24 protein-coding genes and 1 pseudogene are annotated in these 24,993 nt (G+C 45.7%); 14 read left to right on the plus strand and 11 right to left on the minus strand.

The window, feature by feature from the left end; genetic code table 11:
- Positions 1–82: 82 nt before the first annotated feature.
- A pseudogene (locus tag ACFVQB_RS30520) lies at positions 83–190 on the plus strand (DUF4256 domain-containing protein); the annotation flags it as partial.
- A gap of 239 nt (positions 191–429) precedes the next feature.
- Here the strand turns inward: ACFVQB_RS30520 and ACFVQB_RS30525 are convergent.
- Positions 430–1,965 carry a carboxylesterase/lipase family protein gene (locus ACFVQB_RS30525; protein WP_379448328.1) on the minus strand — a complete coding sequence of 512 codons (1,536 nt, stop codon included), beginning with the start codon at positions 1,963–1,965 and terminating at the stop codon, positions 430–432.
- A gap of 117 nt (positions 1,966–2,082) precedes the next feature.
- On the opposite strand from ACFVQB_RS30525, the gene ACFVQB_RS30530 reads away from it, so the two are divergent.
- Positions 2,083–2,892, plus strand: coding sequence for an AraC family transcriptional regulator (locus ACFVQB_RS30530; RefSeq protein ID WP_379448331.1), 810 nt, complete (start codon positions 2,083–2,085; stop codon positions 2,890–2,892).
- Between the two features lie 2 nt (positions 2,893–2,894).
- Here the strand turns inward: ACFVQB_RS30530 and ACFVQB_RS30535 are convergent, their stop codons facing one another.
- Positions 2,895–3,098 carry a hypothetical protein gene (locus ACFVQB_RS30535; protein ID WP_379448347.1) on the minus strand — a complete coding sequence of 68 codons (204 nt, stop codon included), beginning with the start codon at positions 3,096–3,098 and terminating at the stop codon, positions 2,895–2,897.
- Complete coding sequence (locus ACFVQB_RS30540) at positions 3,099–4,262, minus strand: glycoside hydrolase family 27 protein (protein ID WP_379448349.1); 1,164 nt, start codon at positions 4,260–4,262, stop codon at positions 3,099–3,101.
- Positions 4,263–4,774: 512 nt separating this feature from the next.
- Between ACFVQB_RS30540 and ACFVQB_RS30545 the strand changes: the two genes are divergently transcribed.
- Positions 4,775–5,482, plus strand: a complete 708-nt coding sequence (locus tag ACFVQB_RS30545; RefSeq protein WP_379448352.1) for a DNA alkylation repair protein — start codon at positions 4,775–4,777, stop codon at positions 5,480–5,482.
- 216 nt (positions 5,483–5,698) lie between these two features.
- Here the strand turns inward: ACFVQB_RS30545 and ACFVQB_RS30550 are convergent, their stop codons facing one another.
- On the minus strand, positions 5,699–5,779 hold the full coding sequence (locus ACFVQB_RS30550) for a putative holin-like toxin (protein ID WP_370739116.1): 81 nt from the start codon (positions 5,777–5,779) through the stop codon (positions 5,699–5,701).
- A 309-nt stretch (positions 5,780–6,088) separates the two neighbouring features.
- A complete protein-coding gene (locus ACFVQB_RS30555; protein WP_379448354.1) occupies positions 6,089–6,664 on the minus strand; it encodes a TetR/AcrR family transcriptional regulator in 576 nt (191 codons plus the stop codon).
- Between the two features lie 199 nt (positions 6,665–6,863).
- Here ACFVQB_RS30555 and lpdA point away from each other — a divergent pair, with 199 nt between their 5' ends.
- From lpdA to ACFVQB_RS30585, 6 genes are all read left to right on the plus strand, one after another.
- Positions 6,864–8,267 (plus strand): dihydrolipoyl dehydrogenase, encoded by a 1,404-nt coding sequence (gene lpdA, locus ACFVQB_RS30560; protein ID WP_379448357.1) that lies wholly within the window; start codon positions 6,864–6,866, stop codon positions 8,265–8,267.
- A 36-nt stretch (positions 8,268–8,303) separates the two neighbouring features.
- Positions 8,304–8,936 carry a biotin/lipoyl-containing protein gene (locus tag ACFVQB_RS30565; protein ID WP_379448359.1) on the plus strand — a complete coding sequence of 211 codons (633 nt, stop codon included), beginning with the start codon at positions 8,304–8,306 and terminating at the stop codon, positions 8,934–8,936.
- Complete coding sequence (locus ACFVQB_RS30570; RefSeq protein WP_379448361.1) at positions 8,920–10,092, plus strand: ABC transporter permease; 1,173 nt, start codon at positions 8,920–8,922, stop codon at positions 10,090–10,092. Before ACFVQB_RS30565 ends, ACFVQB_RS30570 begins: the two co-directional genes overlap by 17 nt.
- Before the next feature lie 438 nt (positions 10,093–10,530).
- Positions 10,531–11,703 carry a DUF4317 domain-containing protein gene (locus tag ACFVQB_RS30575; protein WP_379448364.1) on the plus strand — a complete coding sequence of 391 codons (1,173 nt, stop codon included), beginning with the start codon at positions 10,531–10,533 and terminating at the stop codon, positions 11,701–11,703.
- 194 nt (positions 11,704–11,897) lie between these two features.
- The gene (locus tag ACFVQB_RS30580; RefSeq protein WP_379448367.1) at positions 11,898–12,143 is read left to right on the plus strand and encodes an MBL fold metallo-hydrolase; all 246 of its coding nucleotides are present in this window, start codon (positions 11,898–11,900) and stop codon (positions 12,141–12,143) included.
- Positions 12,119–12,424: an MBL fold metallo-hydrolase gene (locus ACFVQB_RS30585; protein ID WP_379448369.1), complete on the plus strand. Its 306-nt coding sequence runs from the start codon at positions 12,119–12,121 to the stop codon at positions 12,422–12,424. Before ACFVQB_RS30580 ends, ACFVQB_RS30585 begins: the two co-directional genes overlap by 25 nt.
- Before the next feature lie 149 nt (positions 12,425–12,573).
- Here ACFVQB_RS30585 and ACFVQB_RS30590 read toward each other — a convergent pair whose 3' ends face one another.
- A complete protein-coding gene (locus tag ACFVQB_RS30590) occupies positions 12,574–13,518 on the minus strand; it encodes a helix-turn-helix domain-containing protein (RefSeq protein ID WP_379448372.1) in 945 nt (314 codons plus the stop codon).
- A 172-nt stretch (positions 13,519–13,690) separates the two neighbouring features.
- On the opposite strand from ACFVQB_RS30590, the gene ACFVQB_RS30595 reads away from it, so the two are divergent.
- Both ACFVQB_RS30595 and gnpA read left to right on the plus strand, forming a co-directional pair.
- Positions 13,691–14,710, plus strand: coding sequence for a glycoside hydrolase family 88/105 protein (locus tag ACFVQB_RS30595; protein ID WP_379448374.1), 1,020 nt, complete (start codon positions 13,691–13,693; stop codon positions 14,708–14,710).
- Between the two features lie 13 nt (positions 14,711–14,723).
- Positions 14,724–16,898, plus strand: coding sequence for a 1,3-beta-galactosyl-N-acetylhexosamine phosphorylase (gnpA, locus tag ACFVQB_RS30600; protein WP_379448390.1), 2,175 nt, complete (start codon positions 14,724–14,726; stop codon positions 16,896–16,898).
- 158 nt (positions 16,899–17,056) lie between these two features.
- On the opposite strand, the gene ACFVQB_RS30605 is transcribed toward gnpA, so the two are convergent.
- Entirely contained in the window at positions 17,057–18,403 is a 1,347-nt protein-coding gene (locus tag ACFVQB_RS30605) for a lytic polysaccharide monooxygenase (protein WP_379448392.1), read from the minus strand.
- A gap of 390 nt (positions 18,404–18,793) precedes the next feature.
- On the opposite strand from ACFVQB_RS30605, the gene ACFVQB_RS30610 reads away from it, so the two are divergent.
- Positions 18,794–19,009, plus strand: a complete 216-nt coding sequence (locus ACFVQB_RS30610) for a hypothetical protein (protein ID WP_379448394.1) — start codon at positions 18,794–18,796, stop codon at positions 19,007–19,009.
- A gap of 133 nt (positions 19,010–19,142) precedes the next feature.
- Here ACFVQB_RS30610 and ACFVQB_RS30615 read toward each other — a convergent pair whose 3' ends face one another.
- Together ACFVQB_RS30615 and ACFVQB_RS30620 are read right to left on the minus strand one after the other, a co-directional pair.
- Positions 19,143–19,466, minus strand: coding sequence for a hypothetical protein (locus ACFVQB_RS30615; RefSeq protein WP_379448395.1), 324 nt, complete (start codon positions 19,464–19,466; stop codon positions 19,143–19,145).
- Positions 19,467–19,636: 170 nt separating this feature from the next.
- Positions 19,637–20,560, minus strand: a complete 924-nt coding sequence (locus ACFVQB_RS30620) for an alpha/beta hydrolase fold domain-containing protein (protein ID WP_379448397.1) — start codon at positions 20,558–20,560, stop codon at positions 19,637–19,639.
- A gap of 249 nt (positions 20,561–20,809) precedes the next feature.
- Here ACFVQB_RS30620 and ACFVQB_RS30625 point away from each other — a divergent pair, with 249 nt between their 5' ends.
- Complete coding sequence (locus ACFVQB_RS30625) at positions 20,810–21,799, plus strand: phosphotransferase (protein ID WP_379448399.1); 990 nt, start codon at positions 20,810–20,812, stop codon at positions 21,797–21,799.
- A gap of 94 nt (positions 21,800–21,893) precedes the next feature.
- Here the strand turns inward: ACFVQB_RS30625 and ACFVQB_RS30630 are convergent, their stop codons facing one another.
- Positions 21,894–22,037: a hypothetical protein gene (locus ACFVQB_RS30630; protein WP_379448401.1), complete on the minus strand. Its 144-nt coding sequence runs from the start codon at positions 22,035–22,037 to the stop codon at positions 21,894–21,896.
- A 143-nt stretch (positions 22,038–22,180) separates the two neighbouring features.
- Positions 22,181–22,576 carry a hypothetical protein gene (locus tag ACFVQB_RS30635; RefSeq protein WP_379448402.1) on the minus strand — a complete coding sequence of 132 codons (396 nt, stop codon included), beginning with the start codon at positions 22,574–22,576 and terminating at the stop codon, positions 22,181–22,183.
- Positions 22,577–22,977: 401 nt separating this feature from the next.
- Between ACFVQB_RS30635 and ACFVQB_RS30640 the strand changes: the two genes are divergently transcribed.
- Positions 22,978–24,951 (plus strand): serine hydrolase domain-containing protein, encoded by a 1,974-nt coding sequence (locus ACFVQB_RS30640; protein WP_379448404.1) that lies wholly within the window; start codon positions 22,978–22,980, stop codon positions 24,949–24,951.
- Positions 24,952–24,993 lie beyond the last annotated feature (42 nt).

Below are 24,993 nucleotides of genomic sequence, written 5' to 3' on the forward strand. Positions count from 1 at the left end.
CAAGCACCGCTAGACAAGGAGCGAGTACTCAGGGAGCTGGATTCGCTGGGATACTCTTACAGGATGAAGCGGATCACACTTCTGGAGCAAGCTGCAAGCCAAGTTTGAAGCTCAGCCAGAAAAACTTTGGTCGATTCATGAAATGGAGAGGACTGGTGGCGAACCGGATGTTGTTCATTATGACCGTGAAGCGCTGGAGTCAAGCAGAATCTTACTATTGCGTACAACAAAAACGGATCTCTTTAAATGATGCTGAGTGTTCCGTGGGATTCCTCTGGCTGTCTAATTTTGTTACCTTAGGCTTCTGTAGTGGAGTAGCTTGCTAAATAGGCGTAGGCGAATGAACATCGCTCTACCATTCACACTATACAAAAAAGCCATGCGACAGCATGGCTCTTACATATATCGTGAGAGGGCAAGCTTCTTGTTTTAAACAACAGGTGCACTACGTTTCTTGAAATAGTGTTCAATCAGAAACGCGAGCATCGGTCCGGGCTCAGCCTTCTGTAATTGAGCCTGATCGCCAAATACCATGAGATAAGGCTGTTCCGTAGTACTAGGAATCCAATGAGGCATCAGCTTTCCGGTGGAGTCCGAACCGTTCGGATCACCTGTAGCAATAAAATTGGATAAATAATTGCACATCTGGCGGGCCAGATCATAATGTTTGCCTGTGAAAGGCCGCCAGCATTTGGCAAGTGTTTCGAAGAAGAACCACAGATCGACGGAGTGAAAGGTGCCCGGCTGGTCCCAGCCCGGAATCTCGGCGTCGAAGTTATAATAGTAGAGCGGCGTTTCAGACGGATGACCGCTGTTCGCGCGGATGGCGAGCAGAATGGCATGTTGGATCATGCGGACCGATGCTTGTTGCAGGACATGCTCGAATTGGTCGGTATCGGCCTCACATAGCTGCAAAAAGGCAGGAGTATCCTCGCCGAACAGCTCCGCAGCCATCTGATTCAGTTCTTCCAGATTGGTTGCGGCGGGACGGGTCCAAAATTCAGAAGATGTATGCCCCAGCATCACGGGAATTGGCTCACGCTCCTGCTGAATAAACCGGGTAAACGGATCGCCTGCGCAGAATTGTTCGTCGATGATGGTCCCCCAGAAGCCTTTGTATTCCAGTGCTTTGTCACGGAGATATCCGGTATCCAATTGTCTCGCTTCAGCCAAGGAAGATACGCCCAGGTAGCGGAAAAATTCAACCCCTGCCTGCTCTGCATCCCGCAGTGTGGAACGGACAGAAGGCACGCGGACCTTCGGGTACAACTCTGTAGCCATACCGCTCATGATGACGGCTCGCTGGAACAAGCCTTTATTTTGCGGAGAGGTCATTTGGCTGAGTACACTTCCTCCGCCTGCCGACTGTCCGCCGATGGTGATCTGGTCTGGATCACCACCAAAGGCGGCAATGTTGCGTTTGACCCACTGGGTGCCTGCTTGCTGATCGAGATGACCGAAGTTGGCGGGTGCATGGGGGGATTCTGCACTAATCTCAGGATGGCACAGGAAGCCGAAGGCATTCAGCCGATAATTAATCGTCACGACGACAATACCTCTACGAGCGATTCGCTCGCCATCAAATTCCATTTCGGCCGTATGGCCGACTTGTAGGCCCCCACCAAAATACCAGACAAAGACAGGCAGCTTCTCGTCCGTGCGCTTGGCGGGTGTCCAGACATTCAGATATAGACAATCCTCGTCCATGGGCAGGTCGGGATCAACGGCCCATTCGCGGGTATAGATATTGTTATCATCGATGACTGTTGGAGCTTGCATGGAGATGGGGGCAAAATCAAAAGCTTGCAGTACACCTTCCCAGTTCGCCAGCGGCTGCGGAGCGCGCCAGCGGTTCTCACCTACAGGAGGTGCGGCAAAAGGAATTCCCTTGAAGCTGGTAATCCGCGGGTCCGCCGCGGGCAGTCCTTGCACTTGTCCATGTTCTACCATAACCATTCTAAGCATCACAACATTCTCCTCTCTGGATTTAGCGTGCAAAACGATACCCAACCATCTGATCAACGATATTATAAGATAAACCGAACGCCAGAACAGGGCGGCTATAGAAAGGGGGAATCAAGGTTGAATCCCATTTGGCATGAGAGCAGCAGAGCCAGTAATTTGTATTTTATCAGCGGTGGTCACAAGCCAGCCAATCCTCACCAATGGGGGCCAGGCGTGCGTGACGTTTATGCGCTGCACTATATTATCCGCGGCCAAGGGACGCTGGAGACGGGGGGCCGCGTTTTTCGGCTAGTTACGGGGGAAAGCTTTATCATATTTCCGCAAAAGGAGATTTACTATTATCCAGACCCCCAAGATCCATGGGAGTACGTCTGGGTGGAGTTTAGCGGTGAGGATGCCGGGCGGTTGCTGGGGCTGACGCAGCTTTCAGAGGTACAACCCGTGGTGACGGTCTCGCCGGAGACACTGCAGCCTTTTTTTCACCTTGCCTGGAACGCGGGTGCATCATCCTATGAATTGTTGCGGGCGGATGCGCGTTTGCGTCTGCTGCTTTCCTACTATATGGAATATTATCCGAAGGAGCCGCAGGTGGACGCCAAGGATTATGTCTGGCTGGCGAGAAAGTACATCGAGCAGAACTACTGGAAGCCGACATTGACCGTCACGGAGATCGTAAAGGCAGTCAATCTGGAGCGTAGCTATTTGTTTCGTCTGTTTAAGGGAGCAACCGGCAAGTCTGTTTTGGAGTATATTACATCCTGCCGGCTCCAGCGCGCCTGTGAACTGCTGAAGACGTCGGGCCTGCCGATTCAATCGGTAGCTTACTCGGTCGGCTACAATGATCCGTTATATTTTTCCAAAGTATTCAAGAAAGCAACTTCACATACGCCAACAGCCTACATGATGCTGCACCAGACAATGGCATAACGTTAACGGAACAGGGTGCAGTTCCCGGACTCTCGGAAATAACGTATCAGCTTCTCAATAGGCTCGCGTCCACAGTTCAGCTTCACTCCGAGACAATCGATGCACAGAAATTGCTGGGCAGAGCGCGAGATCAATTTGAGATAGATGCCCACATCGTCTGAAGAGAGCGGAACCTGACAAGAGGTGCACAGGCGATGTTGAGCCATCTATTTCACCAGTTTTGCACGCACAACTAAACAATCATGTGCTGCGACAACGGGAGCGAAGCGTTCACAGAACACGCCAAGCTCTTTATGTTCCCAGCAGTCATACAGTGAGAGAGCATAACCGGCAGCGTAAGGCAGACCCATATCCCAAAATTGCAAAGACAATTCCCGCTGGCTGTCGCTTAGGTTGAAGAAGCCAATAGCTAGATCGCCATCTGTGAGTACCTTCACCAGCATAAATACATCGTCTGTGTGAAACCATTGCGGCTCTGGTTTAATGCGGTAAGCTCCGCGCGCTTCTAAATCCTGATTAATGGCGATCAGGTCAGGATTCAGGAGAATATCTTTTGTGATCTGGTTAGCCTTGCGCACGTCGCATCCGATCATTAATGGGGAACCCATCATGGACCAGAGTGAAAAGTGGGTTTTATATTCGATGTCGTTACATCCGCCGATGCTGCCAATATAATCATTGTTGCTTCCACCGTACATACCCACAATCAGCATATCCATGTCGTTATGGCAGAAAGAGCCGGTGTAGCTTTGCTTCCCCAATTGAGAAAGGGCAAGTTCTTTCACTGAATCCCAGTTGTCGCGGATATCGCCGGTGGAGCGGTACATATGAGCGCCCGATTCCCGAATCCAATCGTATACGTCATCTGCTCCCCAGTTGCAGGCGGAGAACAGGATATCGCGTCCGCAGTTTTTGAGCGCAAGGCTCATCCGTTTGTAGAGCAGCTCTCCTGAGATATGGCGCGGCTTGAAGCAGTAATCATACTTCAAATAATCAACGCCCCATTCGGCAAAAAGGGCAGCATCCTGAAACTCATGTTCGAAACTGCCTGGATACCCGGCACATGTATGCGTACCCACGCATGAATACATTCCGAATTTCAGTCCTTTGCTATGGATATAATCAGAAAGCGCTCTCATTCCGCTCGGGAATTTCTCGGGATCAGCCACCAGATTGCCGCTCGCATCCCGTTCCTTCAGGCTCCAGCAATCATCAATGACAATATACTCGTAGCCAGCGGCCAGATAACCTTTCGATACGAACACATCAGCGACATCCCGAATTAATTGTTCGTTAATATCCCACGTAAAGGTATTCCACGAATTCCAGCCCAGGGCAGGGGCAAAGCCTAACACTTGATTGTTGCTCATGCTCTCGCATCCTTCCTCTTCTCGGTTTTGTTAACAACACTAAACTGAACATAAACGATGAGCGACGTTTCCTTCCATAGCTTAACGTTGCTTGGACATGGACATATGTTGCTCTGCTGTGCTGGTGGAATTAGCTCTTCCAATCAGACTCTGGGCAGGTATTCAGAAGTTGCCGGTAGAAGCATAAGAAAGGAAAAAAAATCTGTCTGCGAAGAAGTTACATCTACTCAGGTATCTGTGCTAAACAATGGCATAGATGTTATGATCGGTAATAATCCACCAACAGGATTTCAGAGCAACAGGGAAATCTGAATAGTAATCTGTCCTTTCAGGAAAAATACTCCAGTGGGGAGTCCCCCATACTAAGGTAACAACCTCGCCAGAACGATTATGCAAATGGCAGATTGGTTCGAATTGGATAATGTGCGATTTCCCCATCAATTTTTCGTTAAACATAAGTGTCTGTTTGATTTGATCAGATATAAAATTTATAGGATTTGGAGTGTCGCGAAATGAATCGAGATGAAGTTATGCAAGAGCTAGAAGCGCTTGGGAAAGAACGAACAAAGAAAATATATATGTCCAATGGCGCACATGAACCGCTTTTTGGAGTAGCAACCGGGGCGATGAAACCTATCGCGAAGAAAATAAAAAAGGATCAACCATTGGCTGAGTTGCTATACGCTACAGGGAACTATGATGCGATGTACTTTGCTGGCGTGATTGCCGATCCCCAAGCGATGACGGAAGCTGATTTTGATCGTTGGATCGATGCCGCTTATTTTTACATGATCTCTGACTTCATCGTTTCCGTCACGTTGGCGGAGACGGATATTGCCCAAGCGGTTTCGGACAAGTGGATTGCGAGCGGGGATGATTTGAAAATGTCTGCAGGCTGGAGCTGTTATTGCTGGTTACTCGGTAGCCGACCGGATAGCGAATTCTCCGAAAGTAAGCTGAACGATATGCTTAAACAGGTAGAACAGACGATTCACGAATCACCTGAACGCACCAAGTATTCCATGAACAATTTCCTGTACACCGTTGCAGTTTCCTACCTTCCGTTGCTTGATCAGGCGGTGGAGACGGCCGAGGCCGTGGGACCTGTTGAAGTCGACAAGGACAAACCTAAGAGCAAGTTCCTGCAAGCTTCCGAAAATATTCAAAAGGCAGTGGAAAAAGGGCGAACTGGGTTCAAACGTAAATATGTAAGATGCTGACGCTTTCGCCTTATCGTCAGTTTTGGCATAGGGAACATCCGAATCTGTGAATTGAAATCCACAATCACCATGTTATAATAAGGACAGAAACAGCTTATAATGCAAAGAGAGCCGTGCGCTAACACGACTCTCTGATGCAATAGCCGCTTTTAAGGGCGGTGGACTTCAAAGCAGGGTACCGACTAAATAGACCGCATCCCTTAGCCAGAGGGCGGTCTATTTGTCTTTATTGGACAGCAGCGCTACTATCAGCAAACCGAAGGTAAGCATTAGCATAATCGCTTCAAAAACTGTCACAAGGCATCACCTCCCTTCCGGGAGATTAGCCGACCGCCCATATAAGCCTTTCCATTGCTCTGTGAGTATACCATATTTTTCTTGGAGCTAATAGATGAACAATATTCGTTTTCATAAAAGTCTTGGCATGATAATTCCCCAGTACAGTGAATGCGAAAAGAGCGTTACGGTGGCTAGTATGAAGCATTATTTAGTTGTATATAGATAAGAGGAAACACGCCATTTATAGGCGTGTTTTTTTGTGTTTACAGCTGGATACTAAAAATGTAACAGTATCAAAGTTACGTATCGTATAAAAGTCCGAAGTGTTTACATATAGTTACTTCTAACCAATTCTTTGGCTTGCTGTCTGCCCGCCGCGAGAAAGCTGTCGCTTAGTTCAGGATCATTCACAGAGCGTGCAAGAACAAGTGAGCCGACTAATGTACTGAACAGTGCACGGCTTTTGGACACATCCATATTCGCCAGATTGGAGATAAAAGTGACCATCCGCTCCAGTTCATGAGTGAATACCTGCCGAACCTCTTCGGAAGAGCGGGATATTTCGCTGGAAAGGGCAGGGAAAATGCAGCTCATTTCCGTTTTGTCGCGGTGATAGGGACTAAGATAATAATCGATGACCGTCTGAATCTTGGGATTCTGCTCTTCCTGATCCGCGATTTTCTGAAGAAGTGCGATGGTATCGCTAATGGCATATTCACAGGCTTCGGCGACCAACTGTTCCTTGTTGTCAAAGTGTGAATAGAACCCCCCATGAGTCAATCCGGCTCCCTTCATAATGAACGGTACACTGACGTCTTGGATACCGTTGGTGCGAAAAGCCCGAGCAGCACTCTCAACAATCTTACCTCGTACTTTTATTTTATGGCCTTTGGGATAGGGCATTATCATTCACTCCATAATTTCATAATTCTGCTTTTTTAAAATATTATAGTCATCATAATAAGGCCTGTCAATTTGGCGACTGGATGTCTGTTGATTTACAAAAGGGCAAATACGGTTGTTGACTGCCTTAAAATATGATGGTTATAATATATTACGATCATCATATTTTAAATCGACTTCAAATCGGGGGAATCAGGATATGAGTAAGCTTGAATCTGTAGATACGTTAGTTATTGGATCAGGTCCGGGAGGATATGTGGCGGCGCTTCGTTCTTCGCAACAGGGGATGAAGACGGCAATCGTCGAACGTAAACAGCTCGGCGGGGTCTGCACGCATGTGGGTTGCATACCATCCAAAGCATTAATTGCGGAATCACATCGCTATGATTTGTTCAGACAGTTCAATCAAGCTGACGCGGAAGCGACATTTAAGATTGCACAGGATTTCAAGCAGGGGGTTGTGAATAAACAGGCAGGTGGCGTCCACTATTTGCTAAAGACTGCGGGTGTGACCATTCTCGAAGGCGAGGCCAGTCTGGTTGATGAGCATACAGCGTTGATTCAGCAAACTGGACAGGAGCAAAGCATTTCTTTTAAAAACCTCATACTGGCAACGGGGTCTCGTCCGATTGAGCTGCCAGCATTTCCAGTTGGAGGTCGTATCTTGTCTTCCACAGAAGCACTGTCTCTGCAGGAGGTTCCAAGTAGTCTGGTTGTTATCGGCGGAGGTTATATTGGTGTGGAGCTTGGACAGATGTATGCCAAATTCGGAACACAGGTGACGATTCTGGAGGGAGGAGCACAGGTATTGCCCGGATTCGAGGCGGAACTTGCAGCCCCTGTAGTCAAACAATTGAAGGCGGATGGCATCCACATCGTAACTGGAGCGATTGCTGAAAAGGTGGAGCAGAATGCTGATTCCATTACACTGCATTATTCAAAAAATCAGGAGCAGTACCAGGTTACGGCGGAATATGTATTGGTTACGATCGGCAGGAAACCCAATACAGACGGCCAGTTAGGACTGGAACGAATAGGCTTGCCCGTAACGAACAAGGGACTGGTTGAGACGGACGAACAGTGCAGAACAGTTATCCCACACATTTATGCCATTGGAGATATTACAGCCGGTCCGGCACTCGCTCACAAGGCATCCTATGAAGCCAAAGTAGCAGCAGAGGCCATTGCGGGTCTGACCTCCAAAGTGGATTACAAGGTGATTCCGCTTGTCGTCTTTTCTGATCCGGAGCTGTCCAGTGTTGGAGTAAGTGAGACGGAAGCCAAAGCACAGGCCATTCCGGTGGTTATCGGAAAATCTTCTTTCGGGATCAACGGAAGAGCATTGGCATTAAGGGAAACCGAAGGATTTGTGAAAATAGTGGCAGACCCAACCTCAGGAATTGTCATTGGTGCGCAAATCGTTGGCGTAGAGGCATCCACACTAATATCGGAGCTTGCACTTGCGATCGAGATGGGTGCAACCGTGGAGGATCTGGCCATGACGATTCACCCTCATCCCACATTGGGAGAAGTGATCATGGAGGCTGCCGAGAACGCGGTCACCAAAATGATAATGAAAAGTAAAAATACGCAGCAAATTTAACTATACACGAGGATTGGGAATGGGAGAGATAAAAGAATGAAGATAAAAGCAGGTTTGTATATCGGGATTGCAATGGTGTTCATTGTTGGAGGTTCACTTCTGGCTATTAAAGGGAAGGATGCTGTAAGTCAGGCCGAGAGCAGGAAACAAGGCATGCTTGAGGCAGAGCAAACGACTTTATTTTATCAAAATAGTCCAGGGGCGATTGTAGAGGCTGGTGCATCTGCAGGTGACTCCGTGAAAGAGGGAGAGGTGCTATTCAAAGTGAAATCAGCTGGGGAAGGAGATGTGGATGTACTCGCACCGTATGACGGATTGGTCGACCGAGTTGCTGTAAAGCAGGGAGATCAAGTACAAGCAGGAGTGCCGCTGGCGGTTCTGCAAAAGAATAATTACTATACGGACCTCTATATCCAGGAAAGTGAAATTCAAAAGCTTGAAGTAAATCAAAGTATTGATGTTCATTTTCCGTACTTGGATCAGCCAACACAGGTGAGCGGAGTTGTTACGTCCATCTCATCTGCCCCTCAATTTGCGAGCATACGCATGTCACGGGAAAAAGGGCAAGCCGATTTAAGTATGTTTCTGGTCCGAATATCGATGGATTCGAATACTGATCTGCTTCCGGGGATGACGGCAGAGGTGAAACTTGATGAAATCACTGATTGACGAGTGGAAGTACGTATCGGGAAGTAAGTATGTTCGATTCATTTTTATCGGCCCGCTTATTGCAGCCCTATTTTTTGGTTTAATGTTCTCGCAGAATCAAATTAGCAAATCGCCAGTTGTGGTCATTGATGAGGATCATAGCGAATATTCACGGCAGTTGATTTCCAAAATAAATGCTTCACAATACATGAGCGTCAAAAGCGTATATGCCGGCCGAATGAGTCCGGATACATTGCTTGCCAATGAGCAGGCTGTAGCGGTCATTATGCTTCCCAATCAGTTGGGATTGCGTCAACAACAGGGGAAATCGACGAATATCGGCATCTTGATGGATAACACGATGCCCTCGGGGCTAACCGGAATTCGGACCGCGATTCAGGAGATCATCCAGACGGAAAATATGACCCTTTCCATGACACGTCTGGTCCAGAAAGGGATGGATGCCGAAACAGCTAAAGGAATCGTGTCGCCGTTATCCCTTCAGCAGCGAATGCTGTTTAATCCAACCTCCAGTTATGTCGGTTTTATGGTGCTAGGATTTGTGAATATCGTAGTATTGATGATTACAACAAGCGCAGCGGGCTCGATTGCACCTCGGCTTCGTCAGGAAGGAAAACTGTTTGCAAACGGAAAGTCACCTTTCCAGCTATGGATTCGGTGTGTTCCTTACGCTGTGTTGAGTTCGCTTTCGCTGCTTCTATCCTATGGATTGTTAAAGCAGGTGGGGGGAATGCGCTTTGAAGCGGAGCCTTATCTTTTTATCATCCCACTGGTTATTTATGCCTTCGCCTTGTCACTTCTGGGTATGTTGATTGGATACACAGCCAAAGACATATCCAAAGTAAGCCTACGAACCAGCTTTATATTGTATCCGTCCTTTCTGGCTACGGGAATTCAACTAACACCGCTGGCGTTTCCAGAGCCGTTCCAAATTTTCGCATGGGCATTACCAATGAACTGGCTTAACCGCCTGATTCGCGGAATGGCTTTTCGGGACGGAGCGCTGACAGCCTACAGTCAGGAGTTGGGGGCATTGCTGATTATTATTGGCGTCGTGTCCTTGTTCATGGGGTTACTGTTTCTGCGGGAAACGAGGAAAGTGTCTACCAGTCGGGAACCCCTATTGAATGCAGATGTATTGCCGAGCAGTAGTTGATTGAAAAGATAACTATTAATACGAGAACAGACGCACGGGAATCATTCCTGATGCGTCTTTCTTTTTGGAGATCCCGCAGATGACATATAACGATAAAGGTCCTTTTATATAAGTTCAATTAAACATTTACACGATAACGGAGAGGACAGAAATAACCTGAAGAAGCGAAGCTACAAGCTTTCTGCAAGAAAGCTACTTCGAAAGCATACACTTCGCCTAAAAGCTTTCTAAAAGAAAGCTACATCGGAAGCATAAGCTATCCCCGGATTTATCTTTTTAAAAAGAGAATCAAGAAATCTGGGGATAACAGCGATCGGAAGGTTGTTCTGTCATCGGAGTGCCAGTGTAAATATTCTTTAGTTGAACTTATATAGCGAAGGTTTTTTATATCGTTTATACTTGTAAAGCCAATTTACTTGAGGAGTTGTCTAACGAATCATGAATAAAAAAGAAGTCGCGCATATACGCAAGCAGTTTAAGATGGATCATGATCTAATGAATATTTACGATATTCTCAACGTGTATATTACGAAAGAAACGAACGAGATCTATCATTGGGAGCGCCATCCGTTTGAGCTGGTATACAGAGAGAAGCAGGAACTGTACATGGGCAATTTCAAAAAATTGCTGACGGGCGAGCTGGATCAGAAATTGTTTGAGCTGAAGTTTCAGGAGCAAGCGGAGGAGCCGGCTCAGGTGATGCTTCACCAAGCACTGGTAACAGGAGATCCGGAGGAATGGCAAGACCTGATGCTCCTGTTGGTGGAAAGAATGTTGGCGGATGCCAAGTATGAACGGGATATGGTGATCACGTTCGTCCGTGGACAGTATTACTTGCCGACCAAGGCCCGTAACGATGAAGCGGAAGAGAGCGAGAAGAATGAAGTGTTCGCACATCCATTCATTCTTTGCAGTGTGAATTCCACGGAGAAGCAGCGGAAAACCCTCTTGTTTGATTACGTGGAGAGAGAATTTAAGTACAATGTCATTGTAGATCCGGTTGTCAAATTAAGCACGCCGGAGCAGGGGTTCCTGTACCCGAGCGTGACGGACAACTATTCCGATGTTAATCGTATTTTGTATTGTACAGGGAAATCGAATTTTCCGGATCCACATTTTGTCGAACAGGTCTTGAACGGAGAACGTTCCGTGACAGCGCTGGAAGAACGAGCGATCTTTGAAGATATCGTGAAGGAGCTGACTGGTGAACAACTCGACGCAAGCACCCTCGCCCATGTGTACGAGGAGATCAACCGGGTCATCGAAATCAATGAAGAGACGCATGAAGAGGAGCCCCCGAAGCTCGATTATAAAGATGTGGAACGTGTGCTAACCGCAAGCGGTGTAGAGGATCTGACGTCGGAGAAAGTGGAACGGGCATTTGAAACGATCGTGGACGATAAGCATTATGAATTGAAAGCGAACAGTGTTCTGCCGAAATTCACTTCGAAATCCATTAAGATTGAAACCAAAGTAGCCACGATCTCGGTTAGCCCGCAGGATTTGAAGTATCTAAAACAGGTGAATTATCAAGGTAGACGGTGCATCATGATTGAGGTCGATGAAGACGCCGTAATCGAAGGGTTTACGCTTACGACAGAGGTACTGTAGAGTCGCTTCACGGTTTTGTTTTTTGAGATAAATAGAAGAAATGCTATATGGGCTATTCTTAAAATCTTTTATCAAGATTTTGGATAGCCCATATTGTAGTTGTAGCCCATTTTTCTCTTTTTGGCTTGAGAGATTTGGTATAGTACATTTTAAGTCTGTATCATAAAGGTGGGAACGCTATAAACTTCTCCATTATGATTGATTGTGGCAACTCAAAATCGCATTTCGATGCATTTATCAAGTGTCTGGATGATCAAGAGCTGCCACGTCCCAAATATGCTTTGATCACCCACTGGCATTGGGATCATACATTTGGTATGCGTGCGTTTGATGGAGAAGCCATAGTCTCATCGGCAACGAATGAAATACTCCAGAGACTGAAAGGCTGGGAATGGAATGAAGAATCTGTCTTAAAATGCTGGAGACAAAAGAAGAAATAGATTTTGTCTATAACTGTATGAAAAAAGAATATGACACGTTTGATGATATTGCGGTTAGCACGGGTTCGATTATGTTCGAGGATTATTTGACGCTAGATTTGGGGGATACCACTTGCCAGATACTAAAGGTAGGCGGACCTCATGAAGAAGATTCTTGTGTTGTATATTTAAAAGAAGCCGGAATTTTATTTGCAGGTGATGCACATAGTGGAGATTACTATCATGGGGAAGGCAAGATTGATCCTATTAAAATGAGAGCGAGCAAGGAACAAATCATTTAAGTGTTAAGTCGTTTTTGTAATGTGTAGACAGTGAGTGGTACCTTTAAGCATGGCAATTAATCTAAACGTTCCAGATCAAGAAGACGCTCGAGATTCGCTTCCGAAGCGTCTTTAATTTGGCTATAAACTCTATCGCAGATATCCCTTCCTTACATCCACCCCGTAAACTCCAATATGGAGGCTTTCGCAGATTGCACTTCGGACTGTGCGCCTTTGCGCCATTCTTTCGGCGATTTCCCCATAAGTTTGGAGAAACAGCGGTTGAAGCTGGAAATGGACTGAAAACCGACTTGTTCTGAGATTGAAAGAATGGAAGCGTCCGTGCTTTTTAATTGTTTGCAGGCTTCTTCAATCCGGGTGCTGTTGAGGAAATCCAGAGGTGCGGTTCCCATAATGTCATGGAATTTTCTTCGAAAATGAGTGGTGCTCAGATGACACAGATCAGCGAGAAAATCGATGGTGATGGGCGACATATAGTTTGTGGTGATATACTCCAGAACCGGAGAAACAACAAGATTCCCTTTTAAATTATGATGTGTTTCTTGATCTGGCAAGGGTTCATTCCGGGAATGGATTCGCAGGAGTTCGATATAAAGAGATAACAATAAGCCATAGGCACTTTCCTGATAAAAAGGATTTTTCTGCTTCAATTCCTCTACGACGGATGACGCAAGGGTATAAATCCTCGGATGTTCCTCCCTGTTTAAAATGCAGTTCAATCCCTTAATGGCCCACAGATTGGGTTCAAAGTTACTGTAGGCACTGCTCTTAAACGAATGTTGAAAGAGGTCCTCTGGCGAGAAAAAGAGATAAGACCATAAGCTGGCTTCATTGGGTGAACTATACGTTGTATGTGGAAGATACCTGGGGATAAAGGTCACGTCACCGGCTTTAAAAGGTACTGATTCACCTTTGATCTCCATAATGCCGCTATCGGAATGGCAAATGCCAATCTCCAAATGGTTGTGGAAATGAAGATGTTCACTTTTGACATCAGAGATCTTCCAACGTTCACCGCTTAACAGCAGAATTGGAAAGTGAATCGGCAAGCTGTAATGGCGATATTCAATAATGGGCTGTTTTTTTCTGGGCACATTCGATAACTCCCATTCATAAATGATTGAAATTGCGCAGTTTTGTTGCGAATATGCTTAGATTGACACTATTTTACTGCGTACAATGGAATAAGTAAAGCGTTTTCAAACCAAGGACGGACAGCTCTCAAGCGCATTTGGGGGCGTGTGCGCTACGAGAGGGGAATCACCGATGCTTCAAGTGAAATATGACAGGGAAGAAATTTTAAACGTTATTGATAACGTTACCAAAAAAACACTGGCAATGGATTTGACGTGGGATTGGCCTTGTGGTGTGGCGTATTATGGTGTATCCAGAGCTTATCAAACGACAGGGAATCAAGAGTATTTGGACAGGCTTATCCAATGGGCGGATGAATACATCGAGTTGGGCTTGCCGGACTGGACCGTAAATACATGTGCGATGGGCCATATGCTGATTACTTTATATGAAGAAACAGGGAACCAGAAATATTGGGATATTGTAATGAGCAAGGTGGATTATCTTCAAAATCATGCGCTTCGATTCGGAGATAACGTGCTACAGCATACCGTATCCATTTCCAATGATTTTCCCGAGCAGGCATGGGCGGATACCTTGTTTATGGCGGCATTTTTCCTGCTCCGTGTGGGAAGCAAATTAAAGGATCAGGAAATGATCCAGGATGCTCTGAATCAATATTACTGGCATATCAAATACCTGCAAGATCCGAGCAGTGGTTTCTGGTACCACGGCTACAATAACGTTAACAAGGACCACATGTCCGGATTATATTGGGGAAGAGCGAACGCCTGGGGCGCCTACACCATGTCGCAAGTAAAACCACAATTGAAGGACTGGTATCTGTATCCACAGTGCATGGACGTGGAGTGCTCGCTGCGGGATCAACTGGCAGCTCTGAAGCTCGTTCAGACAGAGAATGGCTTGTGGCGGACAGTTCTGGATGACGAGGAGTCGTATGAGGAAGTATCAGCATCTTGCGGGATTGCGGCTGCGATGATCAATAACGGTAATCCGCTGCATACGAAATACGTGCAAAAGGCCTTGGAAGGCATCTTGAAAAATATTAGCGAAGATGGACGTGTACTGGGCGTATCGGGTGGTACGGCGGTGATGAAAGATCGGGATGGATATCGCAATATTCCAAAAGACTGGATTCAGGGCTGGGGTCAGGGCCTGGCGCTCGCTTTCCTGTCCGACATGTTGAAATAGGGAGGGAACCACGTTGTCCAAACCAATCAAAGGCTCCTTTACGCTACCCGGCGAATCCGGTTATGAGGCACTGACTTTGGAACTTGCCGAACGGTGGGGTGCCGATGTCATTCGTGACAGTGACGGTACACAATTATCCGATGAGATTATTAACGCGGGGTATGGTATTTATTCGACCATCTGCATCATCCGGGATCATAACGAGTGGGCATCCCGCAATCCCGATAAACTGCAGCAATGTTTTCTAATTACGAATCCGAAGGTAGCTGTACAAGATTATGTATCGTTCTATTTGATGGAGGATTTTTTTGCTGAACAATTCAAGGTGAATGATTCGAAAGAGGCGTTTAAGTATTGGCAGGTCTTTGACCGGACAACCGGGGAGGAAGTGCCAAGAGGACAGTGGAATTATGAGAGGGAATCCGGCCATGTGGTTATTACCGGCATTGTCCCTTGGCATAAATACACGGTAAGCTTCATGGCCTATCGGATCTGGGAAGAGATTTCGATGTACAATCACACGACGAACCATTGGGACAAAGAGCATTTGATGCAAATTGATCCAATCTATTCGGAAACGCAGACATATCTGCTGGATTGGATGGAGAATTGGTGTCAGCAGCATCCGGAAACAACGGTGGTCCGGTTCACCTCGTTATTTTATAATTTCGCATGGATCTGGGGCAGCGACGAGCGTAATCGCCATCTCTTCTCGGATTGGGGCTCATATGATTTTACGGTAAGTTCAAGAGCGCTCGATCTATTCGCCAAAAAGTATGGATATTCGCTCTCTGCTGAGGATTTTGTGAATGGCGGAAAATATCGGGTAAGTCATATCCCAGCTGAGCAGCGTAAGCTGGACTGGATGGCATTTATTAATGATTTTGTCATCGAATTCGGGAAAAGGTTAATTGATATCGTGCATAACCACGGCAAGCTGGCGTATGTCTTCTATGATGATAGCTGGGTTGGCATGGAGCCTTACAATGACCGCTTTCAGGAGTTTGGATTCGACGGGATGATTAAATGTGTATTCTCCGGTTATGAGGCAAGGATGTGTTCAGGTGTCAACGTGGATACCCATGAGATTCGGCTGCATCCCTACCTGTTTCCGGTTGGCTTAGGTGGTCTTCCTACCTTTAAGGAGGGCGGAGACCCCACGCTGGATGCCAAAAAGTATTGGATCAATATAAGGCGCGCTTTGCTCAGAGAGCCGATTGACCGGATTGGATTGGGTGGATATCTGCATCTGGTTGAGCCTTACCCGGACTTTTGCGATTACATCGAGAAGATTGCGGATGAGTTCAGGGAAATAAAAGAGCTGCATCATGAAGGCAAGCCCTATCAGATTAAGACGAAGGTAGCGGTTCTGCATAGCTGGGGCAAATTGAGATCGTGGACATTGTCCGGCCATTTTCATGAAACGTACATGCATGACTTGATTCATGTAAATGAATCTTTGTCCGGCTTACCGGTTGAAGTGCAGTTCATTGATTTTGAAGATATCCGTCAGGGCGTGCTGCAAAATATAGATGTCGTGATCAATGCCGGCTCTGCTGGTTCAGCCTGGAGCGGCGGAGAACATTGGAATGACCACCAGTGTGTGGACCTGCTGACCGAATGGGTGTATGAGGGCGGTACCTTTATTGGCATCAACCAGCCATCGGCGGTAGAAGGCTACGACCGTTTTTTCAGACTGGCACATGTTCTTGGGGTGGATGAGGATACAGGCGCCAGGGTGGTTCATGGAAAATGGACATATGAGACTCGTGATGAGCATGGTTTGTTGCCGGAAGGGGCAAATATAGCGCCGAAACATAACATTTATCTTACCGATGGAACAGCTGATGTAGTGGATGCACAGGGCGGTAGTATAACATTGTCCACACATGACTTCGGTAGAGGAAAAGGAATCTACCTGCCTGCCTTCGAATTCAGTTGGGAGAACACGAGGTTGCTGCTGAATCTGATTCGCTATGCGGGCCATGAATCCCGTGACACGAAGTACATCACGGATAACTTATTTACAGAGTGTACTTATTATCCGGAGAGTAAAATATTGGTCGTGATTAATAATAGTGATCAAGTTCAAACCACGACGATTGATACGGAGTATGGACAACAAACCGTGGAATTAGATCCGTATGACACCAAGATCACCCATATTGGCTTGATAAAGTCGGTGTAGGAACGCAAAAAGCAAGTAATAAGACGTTTCGGGAATGCTTCCGGAAGCGTCTTATTTTTGCATGGTGTAATAATGCCGATCCTATGAATATGGATCGGCTGTGTTTGTATATCAGAATCTACATGGAATTCATTATATCTAGTCCTCAGTCAATCCGGTTATTGCAATTGCCAGAGGGTTGGTGTTGCCGAAGGGATCCAGTCCACTTGAGACTTGTGTGTAAGGAGGCATTTGTACGTCAGGTTATTGTAGCTCACGACTGTACCCACTGTGTATTGCGTATTGGCTGCCCATGCAGGTGCAGTTGAAGCTGCGGCTGTTTTACCACTGACCGTGCTAGCAGCCGATTGGTTGCCTGCCGCATCAACAGCATAAACCGAGAAGTTGTAGGTCGTGTTCGCTTCAAGATTAGTTACCGTATAGGACGTTGCCGTCCCGGATGTCGTTGTAACCAAAGTAGAATCTTTGTAAATTTTATACCCTGTCACCCCTACATTATCCGTGGATGCCGTCCACATCAGCTGAATGCTGGAGGCGGTCGGTGTCCCCATCACATGCAGCCCGCCTGGAGATGTGGGTGCGGTAGTGTCGTTTGCAGGAGGTGCAGTCGTGGTAACGCTTACACTATTACTGGCTGCAGATTCGTTGCCTGCTGCGTCGACTGCTTTGACAGTAAAGGTATAGGCCGTGCTTGCTGTCAGCCCCGTTACCGTATAGCTTGTAGTTGTGCCGGATACATTCCCTATTAAGGTAGTCCCGTTGTAAATTTTATACCCCGTTACGCCTACATTATCTGATGAAGCCTTCCACGATAAGGATGTACTGGTCGCAGCAGTTGCAGTTGCCAAAAGTGATGCTGGAGGTGTTGGTGCTACATTATCAACCGGGTTGGTCCCGGAGAAGTTTACGTCGATGACATTATAGAAGGCGTTGGGAGTATCCGCAACCTCCCAGACTGCTAGAATCACATGATAACCGCTACGTTCTGGTACGTTGCATGAGTTGGTGTAGCTAAATGGAGGTTGGCTGCCATTATAGGCAACTGAACAGAACGGTGTCAGGTCAAACGAATCACGGGAAAGAGGTACATTCGGATTCCAGTTCGTTTTCGTAATATAATATTTCCAGCTTGCCGTTGAATGGTTGGCTGTTAGCTTCCAAGTAAACGTATTGGTTCCACTAGACATATTCACTTTCGACCAACGTGTAGCGGATTGCTCATCGAGCTTAGGGAAGACGCCGTTAGCACTTGCAATATGGCCGTCTGTAGGTCCTGCAGCAGGGAAGCCCTTAGGTGCTTCCAGGCTTTGGGGTTCATACACGATACTGCCGCAATCCTGGTTGACACCCGAAGCACACAGTGCAGCTCGGCTCGCCGGCCCTTCTACGTAACCATGTGACAACGCCTTTGGACTGTTGAACAGCATGCTTACCGTTGTAAGCACCAGCAGACAGCAAATCAATACTAGCTTGGAAGACGGTAAAATGAATCTGAATAAGGACATTCGATAGCCTCCTGTATCATTTTTTTATATAAACTCAAATAAGAGCTTATATCGTAATTAAAGAAGTGCTATACCATATATGGATATTGTTCGATAAAGAAATCGATATACGGGAATTTCTAAAGTTATTGTAAAGGACGCACATTTGCTGAACAAGGATAAATTTGATAGATAATCCATTTATTCAAAACTTAGGTAGGCATACAAAAAGGCCTTTGCGGAGAGATCATATCTCCACAAAAGCCTTTATTTCCGACTGGATTGATAAGTGAAGTGCGTATTATACATTGATTTTACATAAAAGGCAAGAGGGAAAAGATTGCTTTTAAGTGAGGAATCGTTTATTCTAAAAAAAGGAAGTTTACTATATTTGAAAAGGAGGAACTTGAAATGGAAAATATGTGTATGAACATGATGATGAACATGTGTATGGAAGAAATGATGTGCAAGATGAAATCCATGAAGATGATGATGGAATGCATGGAAGACAAAAGCATGATGGAAGGCATGGACATGAATAAAATGATGTCCTGTATGCAAGAATGCGACGAAATGATGACTACAATGATGGGCATGATGAGCAACATGAAGAAAGCAACCATGTAATTTTTAATCATTCATATCATGTAAAGCTGGCGGGCTTTACATATGTGCGGAACAGTTGACTGTACGCATCAAAAGAATAGTAAGCCTTTAATCAAGGCGGGTTAAGCAGACGAACTGCAGACCGGCTTTTTTCTTATTTATATTGAAGAATCTTCCGAGAGACATCAATCCGCATCAGTTTTAATTTGAACCATTGCTCTTGAAGGGATTCGGTCTGAGAACCTTCAGAAGCAACCCGCAGTTTGTTGAAAATCTCCAACAGTTGGTTGTTGATCCGGTCATAGTTGGCAAGCAACTCTCGCAACATAGCAACCTTCTTTTCTTTTTGTAGCAAAGCATCCTTCTGCTCATGAAGCTTTCTGAGAATATTTTCAGCCCATTCCGAGTCTCCTATAGTACGGGCATAATTATATAAATCCAAATAATCGTTAACCCAAGCTTGTGTCCAAGAACTCATGGCGTGATTCACTCCAGTCGCTTCGCTTTTCTATATACCGAGTATTATACCCGGAATAATATAATTTACAAGTGGGTTATAGGATTTTTTTGGAATTTAATCATGCAGAGAATATACAAGAGATGGCTATGGGCTGCATTGTAGTGATTTGGAGTTGAAGAAGTAACCGTTCAATACTTAATAATATCAATGATTTGGCGCTCTGCATCTTTGGCTTCAGGAATAGGATAAAGCACAAAGGCATGATTCATTTTTGGATAAACAAAGGTATTATGGTCAATGCCTTGGTCGGTAAGCAGTTTATCGAGCTTCATGTTGTCGGGAAATAAACCTTCATGGGTTCCGATGAAAATGGTAATCTTTCCAAGTCCTTTGAAATCTCCGTAGATTGGGCTGATCAGTGGATCATCCAGATCTTTATCTGCCGCCCATATTCTCCGAATTACATCATAGCCTTCCACAGCCAGCATCGGATCTCGGGTCTCATAGTCGAATATCACCGGGTTGTCCAGAACCATATCCACACATGGAGATAACAAAATGATATCTTTGGGTTGAGGAAGAAGATTCATCTTAATGTAATGCGCGAGACTTAGCGAAATATTTCCGCCCGCTGAATCTCCCATAATGGTAAGTTGTGCAAGACTCTTTATCGATTCAATGATTTCCTGGTATAAGTTCAAGAGTCTTGGATAAGTATGCTGGTAGTTGAAATGAGGTACTTTGGGATAGATGGGTGCTATAACTTTGGCATTCAACGATTGTGCAATGCGGTCCATGAACTTCCAATGAAAGGTTAGAGGCTGGTGTGTATGAGCGCCGCCATGTATATATAGAATCACTTTTTGATCAGCAGACATCTGGTCATTCAATGTAAATACCTGCATGTCTTCAAAGGAACGTTCATTTACTGAGGAGATTAATTTAACCTTTCCCAGCTCATAAGGCTTAGTGTTCTCTACACCCATGTGCTCCAGGTGTTTCAGGGTATTTTCTCGCGTGGAGAAATTCTTCTTGCTATCTAAAGTTCCGATGTATTTTTCTAATAGATAGCTCTTGATAGAGCGTTTTTTGTTATATATATTCACACTCATCTGTGCGCCGCCTCTCATCCATAAAGTATGATATTCACAGTATAAAACCTGAAGTATACTTCAAGGTCAAGGCTGGGAAAATGATTTGTGCGCATAAAAGAGGCGAAATGAATTCAGCTAAGCATTCACCTAATTAAATATATATTCTGGAAAATAAATTAAAAATATACTATGTTATAGGTTGATAGATGAAGGGATCATTTATCTGTAAATATAGCAAAGATCATATCAAACTGAAGGAGCATACATATGTTCAACCAACCGACTGCATTACGTTCAGTGCTCAACCCTAAATATCTGGAGTTTGTATTGAGTGATCAGTATGACATTGGACAATGGAAAGAATGTTTGTTTTGGCTGAGAGGGTTAAATGATACCTACCGGGTACGTACATCCGCTGGCATGTATATTCTTCGTGTCTACCGTACTGAAATTACGGAGGCTGATGTTCAGTACGAACTGTCCCTGTTATCTCAATTAAAGGGCATTCTAGGTTCATCTGTACATACTGATATTGGAGAGTACATCGAGAAGAAAGATCGTAGTGGATATACCGCTCTGGATGCGGCAGAAGGGAGACGGATGGCCGTGATGTTTCGATACATCGAGGGGACAGAAAACAATCTAGAAGATGAACAGTCATGTTACGCTTTTGGTCAGTCTGCGGCTGAGCTGCATAAGGCGATGGATCAGGTGACCGTGGAGCTGCCACGATATGAGCTTGATTTGAAATTTCTTATCGACGAGCCGCTTGAGCGAATTATCAACTACATCGGTGAAAAAAATGAAGCAGCAGCATTTCTCCATACGTTTGGCACAGCGTTAAAAGAACGCATCGCTGCCGTTTCCAAACAAGGTTTGGACACAGGGCTGTGTCATGGCGATATGCATGGGAACAATAACGCTTTTCAACAGGGCAAACAGTTTATCCATTATGACTTTGAGTGGGCGGCCAAAGGTTGGCGCGCCTACGATCTGGCGCAGGTGAAAGCCCGGAAGAGACAATCTGGTGAACAGAGAGAAGCGTTATGGAATGCGCTCTTGAAGGGCTATCGTTCGGTTAGAAGCTTCTCTGCACAAGATGAAGAGGCCGTAGATCTATTCATTATGGCTCGCAGATTTTGGGTTATGGGTCTGGATGTTGCTTTTATCGAAAGTGATATGGGTGCACTGGATTATGGTGCGGATTGGCTGAACAGCTTCATTGAGGAATTTCGTGACACGGGAATTGTTCAGTAGTGATGACTAACAACAATGATGGACTCAAATGAAGAAGGCCTTCTGGATGGTTCCAGAGGGCCTGTTTTATTTTGTAAGATGTATTTCATGACCTTTAGCTCGATGAAGTCGAAGCTACGACGGCAGCCGATGTTGCAGCAGCGGCCATGGCGGCCTGTTGGGCAATGATAATGTTGGTGACCTCCCGAATGATTGGACCTTTTCTCCAGTTTACTATAAATGGGACCACACCGTTCACAGAAAAAAAGCACCCCAACAGAAGTTTATGGATTCCTTGGCAGGCTCCAATTTGTACTTCTAAGAGGTGCATTTTTGATTAAACTGAAAGAGTTCATGTATTTGAATCTGCATATAAGAATAGATACTATCTGTTCGATCAATTTAATTGAAAGAAATGGTATAGGATACGGAAGGGTACAACGTCGTGGACGCTGGTACACGTTCTACCACAGTGACCAGAGTGCCAGGATTGTAGTAGGCTGAACCGCCGGTGTAATTGTTGTTGTTTACGATGGCTGTACCCAGGTCGATTGTCGTATTATTGTAGCTCCAGTAGTAGTGCAGTTGAAGTGCATTGGCTGCGGATGCCGTAATTTTTACGCTTGTACCGGTGGTTTTGGCATTAGGGAGAATGTAGGCGTATCCTTGACCAGCAGTGAGCGTATTGGAATAGCTTCCTCCATAACTTACGATGGAGGGATTAGCTGATGCGGTCAGGCCAAACATAAGGGATATACCCATAAAAAATACAAATAATGTGGTGCTTAGTTTTTTCATCGATACCTCATCCTTTCAAAATGAAATGTTTTAAAGTGTAAGCTCACTAAAACGAAAACCTTTTCGAAAGTGGATTGAGACATCCTCCTTTTTTCAGTTTATGTTAGCGTTAACATTCCTGACGGCTATACTATATACCAATAAAATACAGTTGTAAATAGTGGATTAAATGACGTGAAAAATTGCATAAGTTACATAAATGATGCCATCAAATAAAGGGCTACATTATCCTATAAGGGGACTAAACGATATGTTCTAACTATTCCTAATAGATTGCGGTGAAAATGTATTTTGGATAAAAATGGGTAAAAGGTTCACGCTCCGTTCATACGTTCTTGATATGCTCTCGAAAGAAAGCCGAGGAACAGTGATCAAAATATACGGAGTGGTGGAGGTTTGTTATGTCATCCTTGATAAGGAAAATGGTTTGCAAAATGATGTTCCTGGTATTGTTGGGTGCTACGCTAGGGGCAACTTGGTTAGGGATTAAGGCTCCCGTATCAGCAGCGGTTTCTGCTTCCGGATTGAGTTCTGGTACACAAGAGAAGAGAGTCGCTGTTAACCTGGATAACAAAGAACAGCTAACAGCATTCATTGATGGGATTATGGATGTGCAAATGGACTCCTTCCAAATCCCGGGTGCAGTCATTTCGATTGTGAAGGATGGGAAGATTCTGCTCTCCAAAGGGTACGGACACTCGAACATTGAAGAAAATAAATCCGTTGATCCTGAGACCAGCCTGTTTCGGATTGCTTCGACCACAAAGTTGTTCACGTGGACTGCAGTGATGCAACTGGTTGAGGCGGGAAAGCTTGATTTGGACACGGACGTTAACACCTATCTGAAAACGGTGAAAATACCACCAACCTATGCGGAACCAATTACGTTGCGTCATCTCATGACCCATACGGCAGGCTTCGAGGAAGGCGGTGTCGGATATCAGATTACCACCGATCCGGAGAAGCTCCCCGTTTCCATTGCAGAAACAATGGCAAACCATATGCCAGCGAGGGTCATGCCGCCAGGCGAGATGCTGGCCTATTCCAACTATGGTGCTTCCCTCGCGGGACTTATCGTCGAAGAAGTTAGTGGCATTGCTTATAATGACTATATACAGAACAATATATTTGATCCGCTGGGCATGAAATATGCTACGGTGGAGGAGCCTGTTCCGGCTTCGTTGAAGCCTTATGCCGTACTTGGATATGCCCGAGCCAATGGCGAGTATGTAACCAAGCGCCCTACGTTTGAAGGTGGCTTCCGACCAGCAGGATCAGGGAGTGTCTCGGCGAATGATATGGCTCATTTCATGATTGCTCATCTACAGGACGGGCGATATGAGGATAAACAAATTCTCAAGAAAGAAACCGCCAAGCTCATGCATTCTCCGGCGTTCCAGTTTGACGAACGTTTACCCGCCATGGACTTGGGCTTTTATGAGTTGAATATGAATGGACTGCATGTGATCTCTCATGAAGGTGCTGACGAGCTGTTTAATACAGCGCTCTATCTTGTACCAGACCAACAAGTCGGCATATTTGTTTCCTATAGTGGAGGGGAAGGAGGAATGGCAGCGGGAGGATTGGCGCAAGCCTTCTTTGATCGTTACTATCCTGCCCATATGACTAAGCAGCCTGCTGCAACCTCTATCGAACTGGGGGAACCCCTGGAGAAATATGCAGGCTCCTATCAATTTACACGTCGTAATCACACGAAGATCGATAAGATTTTCAGTTTTCTGACTCAGATCAATATTGAGGTTTCGGATAACCGGCTGTCGATTGGAAGTGGTGCAGATCAGCAAGTATATACTCCGATTGGAGTGAATCTATTCCAGGAAGTCGGCGGGAAGCATCAGATGGGATTCCGTACGGATACAGAGGGCAAGGTCACGTATCTGTTTCTGGATATGCTCAACCCCATGCCACTGGAGCCAACCCCGTTAATCAATCAATCGAAGTTTTGGCTTGCGTTGCTCGGTATCTCGGCCGTTCTATTCATTACCGTATTGCTGGGAGCTGTTTATCGCAGACGCAAAATCAAAGCGATGCCAAGGGCGCAGAAATGGGCAGTCCTACTGTTGGTAGTTACGTCCGTGTGGTCATTGGTGACCTTGGGAGCTACACTTCTGGTGATGAACATGGATCTGATTGATCGACTCAGTCACATTCCACTATCTCTACGTCTTTATCTGTTCATGCCTCTGATTCTTGTGGGATGGAGTGTGGCGATCGTAACGATGAACGTTCTGGCATGGAAAAACAAATATTGGACGTTACCTAAGCGTGTGTACTATACGTTCGTAACTCTAGCAGCAGTAACCTTGTGTTTATTTTTCTATCATTGGAATCTGTTGGGCTGGCATTTTGGTTGAACCCTCCACCCAGGTGGAAGAGGAGAAGAAAGTTATTGGAGG

Origin of the sequence: Paenibacillus sp. NPDC057886 (assembly GCF_042796655.1) — a bacterium.
Classification (GTDB): domain Bacteria; phylum Bacillota; class Bacilli; order Paenibacillales; family Paenibacillaceae; genus Paenibacillus.

Coding starts and splice junctions, on each gene's coding strand:
- ACFVQB_RS30525 (WP_379448328.1), bottom strand. CDS start 1,965: ATGCTTAGAATGGTTATGGTAGAACATGGACAAGTGCAAGGACTGCCC.
- ACFVQB_RS30535 (WP_379448347.1), bottom strand. CDS start 3,098: ATGGCTCAACATCGCCTGTGCACCTCTTGTCAGGTTCCGCTCTCTTCA.
- ACFVQB_RS30540 (WP_379448349.1), bottom strand. CDS start 4,262: ATGAGCAACAATCAAGTGTTAGGCTTTGCCCCTGCCCTGGGCTGGAAT.
- ACFVQB_RS30545 (WP_379448352.1), top strand. CDS start 4,775: ATGAATCGAGATGAAGTTATGCAAGAGCTAGAAGCGCTTGGGAAAGAA.
- ACFVQB_RS30555 (WP_379448354.1), bottom strand. CDS start 6,664: ATGCCCTATCCCAAAGGCCATAAAATAAAAGTACGAGGTAAGATTGTT.
- lpdA (WP_379448357.1), top strand. CDS start 6,864: ATGAGTAAGCTTGAATCTGTAGATACGTTAGTTATTGGATCAGGTCCG.
- ACFVQB_RS30565 (WP_379448359.1), top strand. CDS start 8,304: ATGAAGATAAAAGCAGGTTTGTATATCGGGATTGCAATGGTGTTCATT.
- ACFVQB_RS30570 (WP_379448361.1), top strand. CDS start 8,920: ATGAAATCACTGATTGACGAGTGGAAGTACGTATCGGGAAGTAAGTAT.
- ACFVQB_RS30575 (WP_379448364.1), top strand. CDS start 10,531: ATGAATAAAAAAGAAGTCGCGCATATACGCAAGCAGTTTAAGATGGAT.
- ACFVQB_RS30580 (WP_379448367.1), top strand. CDS start 11,898: ATGATTGATTGTGGCAACTCAAAATCGCATTTCGATGCATTTATCAAG.
- ACFVQB_RS30585 (WP_379448369.1), top strand. CDS start 12,119: ATGCTGGAGACAAAAGAAGAAATAGATTTTGTCTATAACTGTATGAAA.
- ACFVQB_RS30595 (WP_379448374.1), top strand. CDS start 13,691: ATGCTTCAAGTGAAATATGACAGGGAAGAAATTTTAAACGTTATTGAT.
- ACFVQB_RS30605 (WP_379448392.1), bottom strand. CDS start 18,403: ATGTCCTTATTCAGATTCATTTTACCGTCTTCCAAGCTAGTATTGATT.
- ACFVQB_RS30610 (WP_379448394.1), top strand. CDS start 18,794: ATGGAAAATATGTGTATGAACATGATGATGAACATGTGTATGGAAGAA.
- ACFVQB_RS30615 (WP_379448395.1), bottom strand. CDS start 19,466: ATGAGTTCTTGGACACAAGCTTGGGTTAACGATTATTTGGATTTATAT.
- ACFVQB_RS30620 (WP_379448397.1), bottom strand. CDS start 20,560: ATGAGTGTGAATATATATAACAAAAAACGCTCTATCAAGAGCTATCTA.
- ACFVQB_RS30625 (WP_379448399.1), top strand. CDS start 20,810: ATGTTCAACCAACCGACTGCATTACGTTCAGTGCTCAACCCTAAATAT.
- ACFVQB_RS30635 (WP_379448402.1), bottom strand. CDS start 22,576: ATGAAAAAACTAAGCACCACATTATTTGTATTTTTTATGGGTATATCC.
- ACFVQB_RS30640 (WP_379448404.1), top strand. CDS start 22,978: ATGTCATCCTTGATAAGGAAAATGGTTTGCAAAATGATGTTCCTGGTA.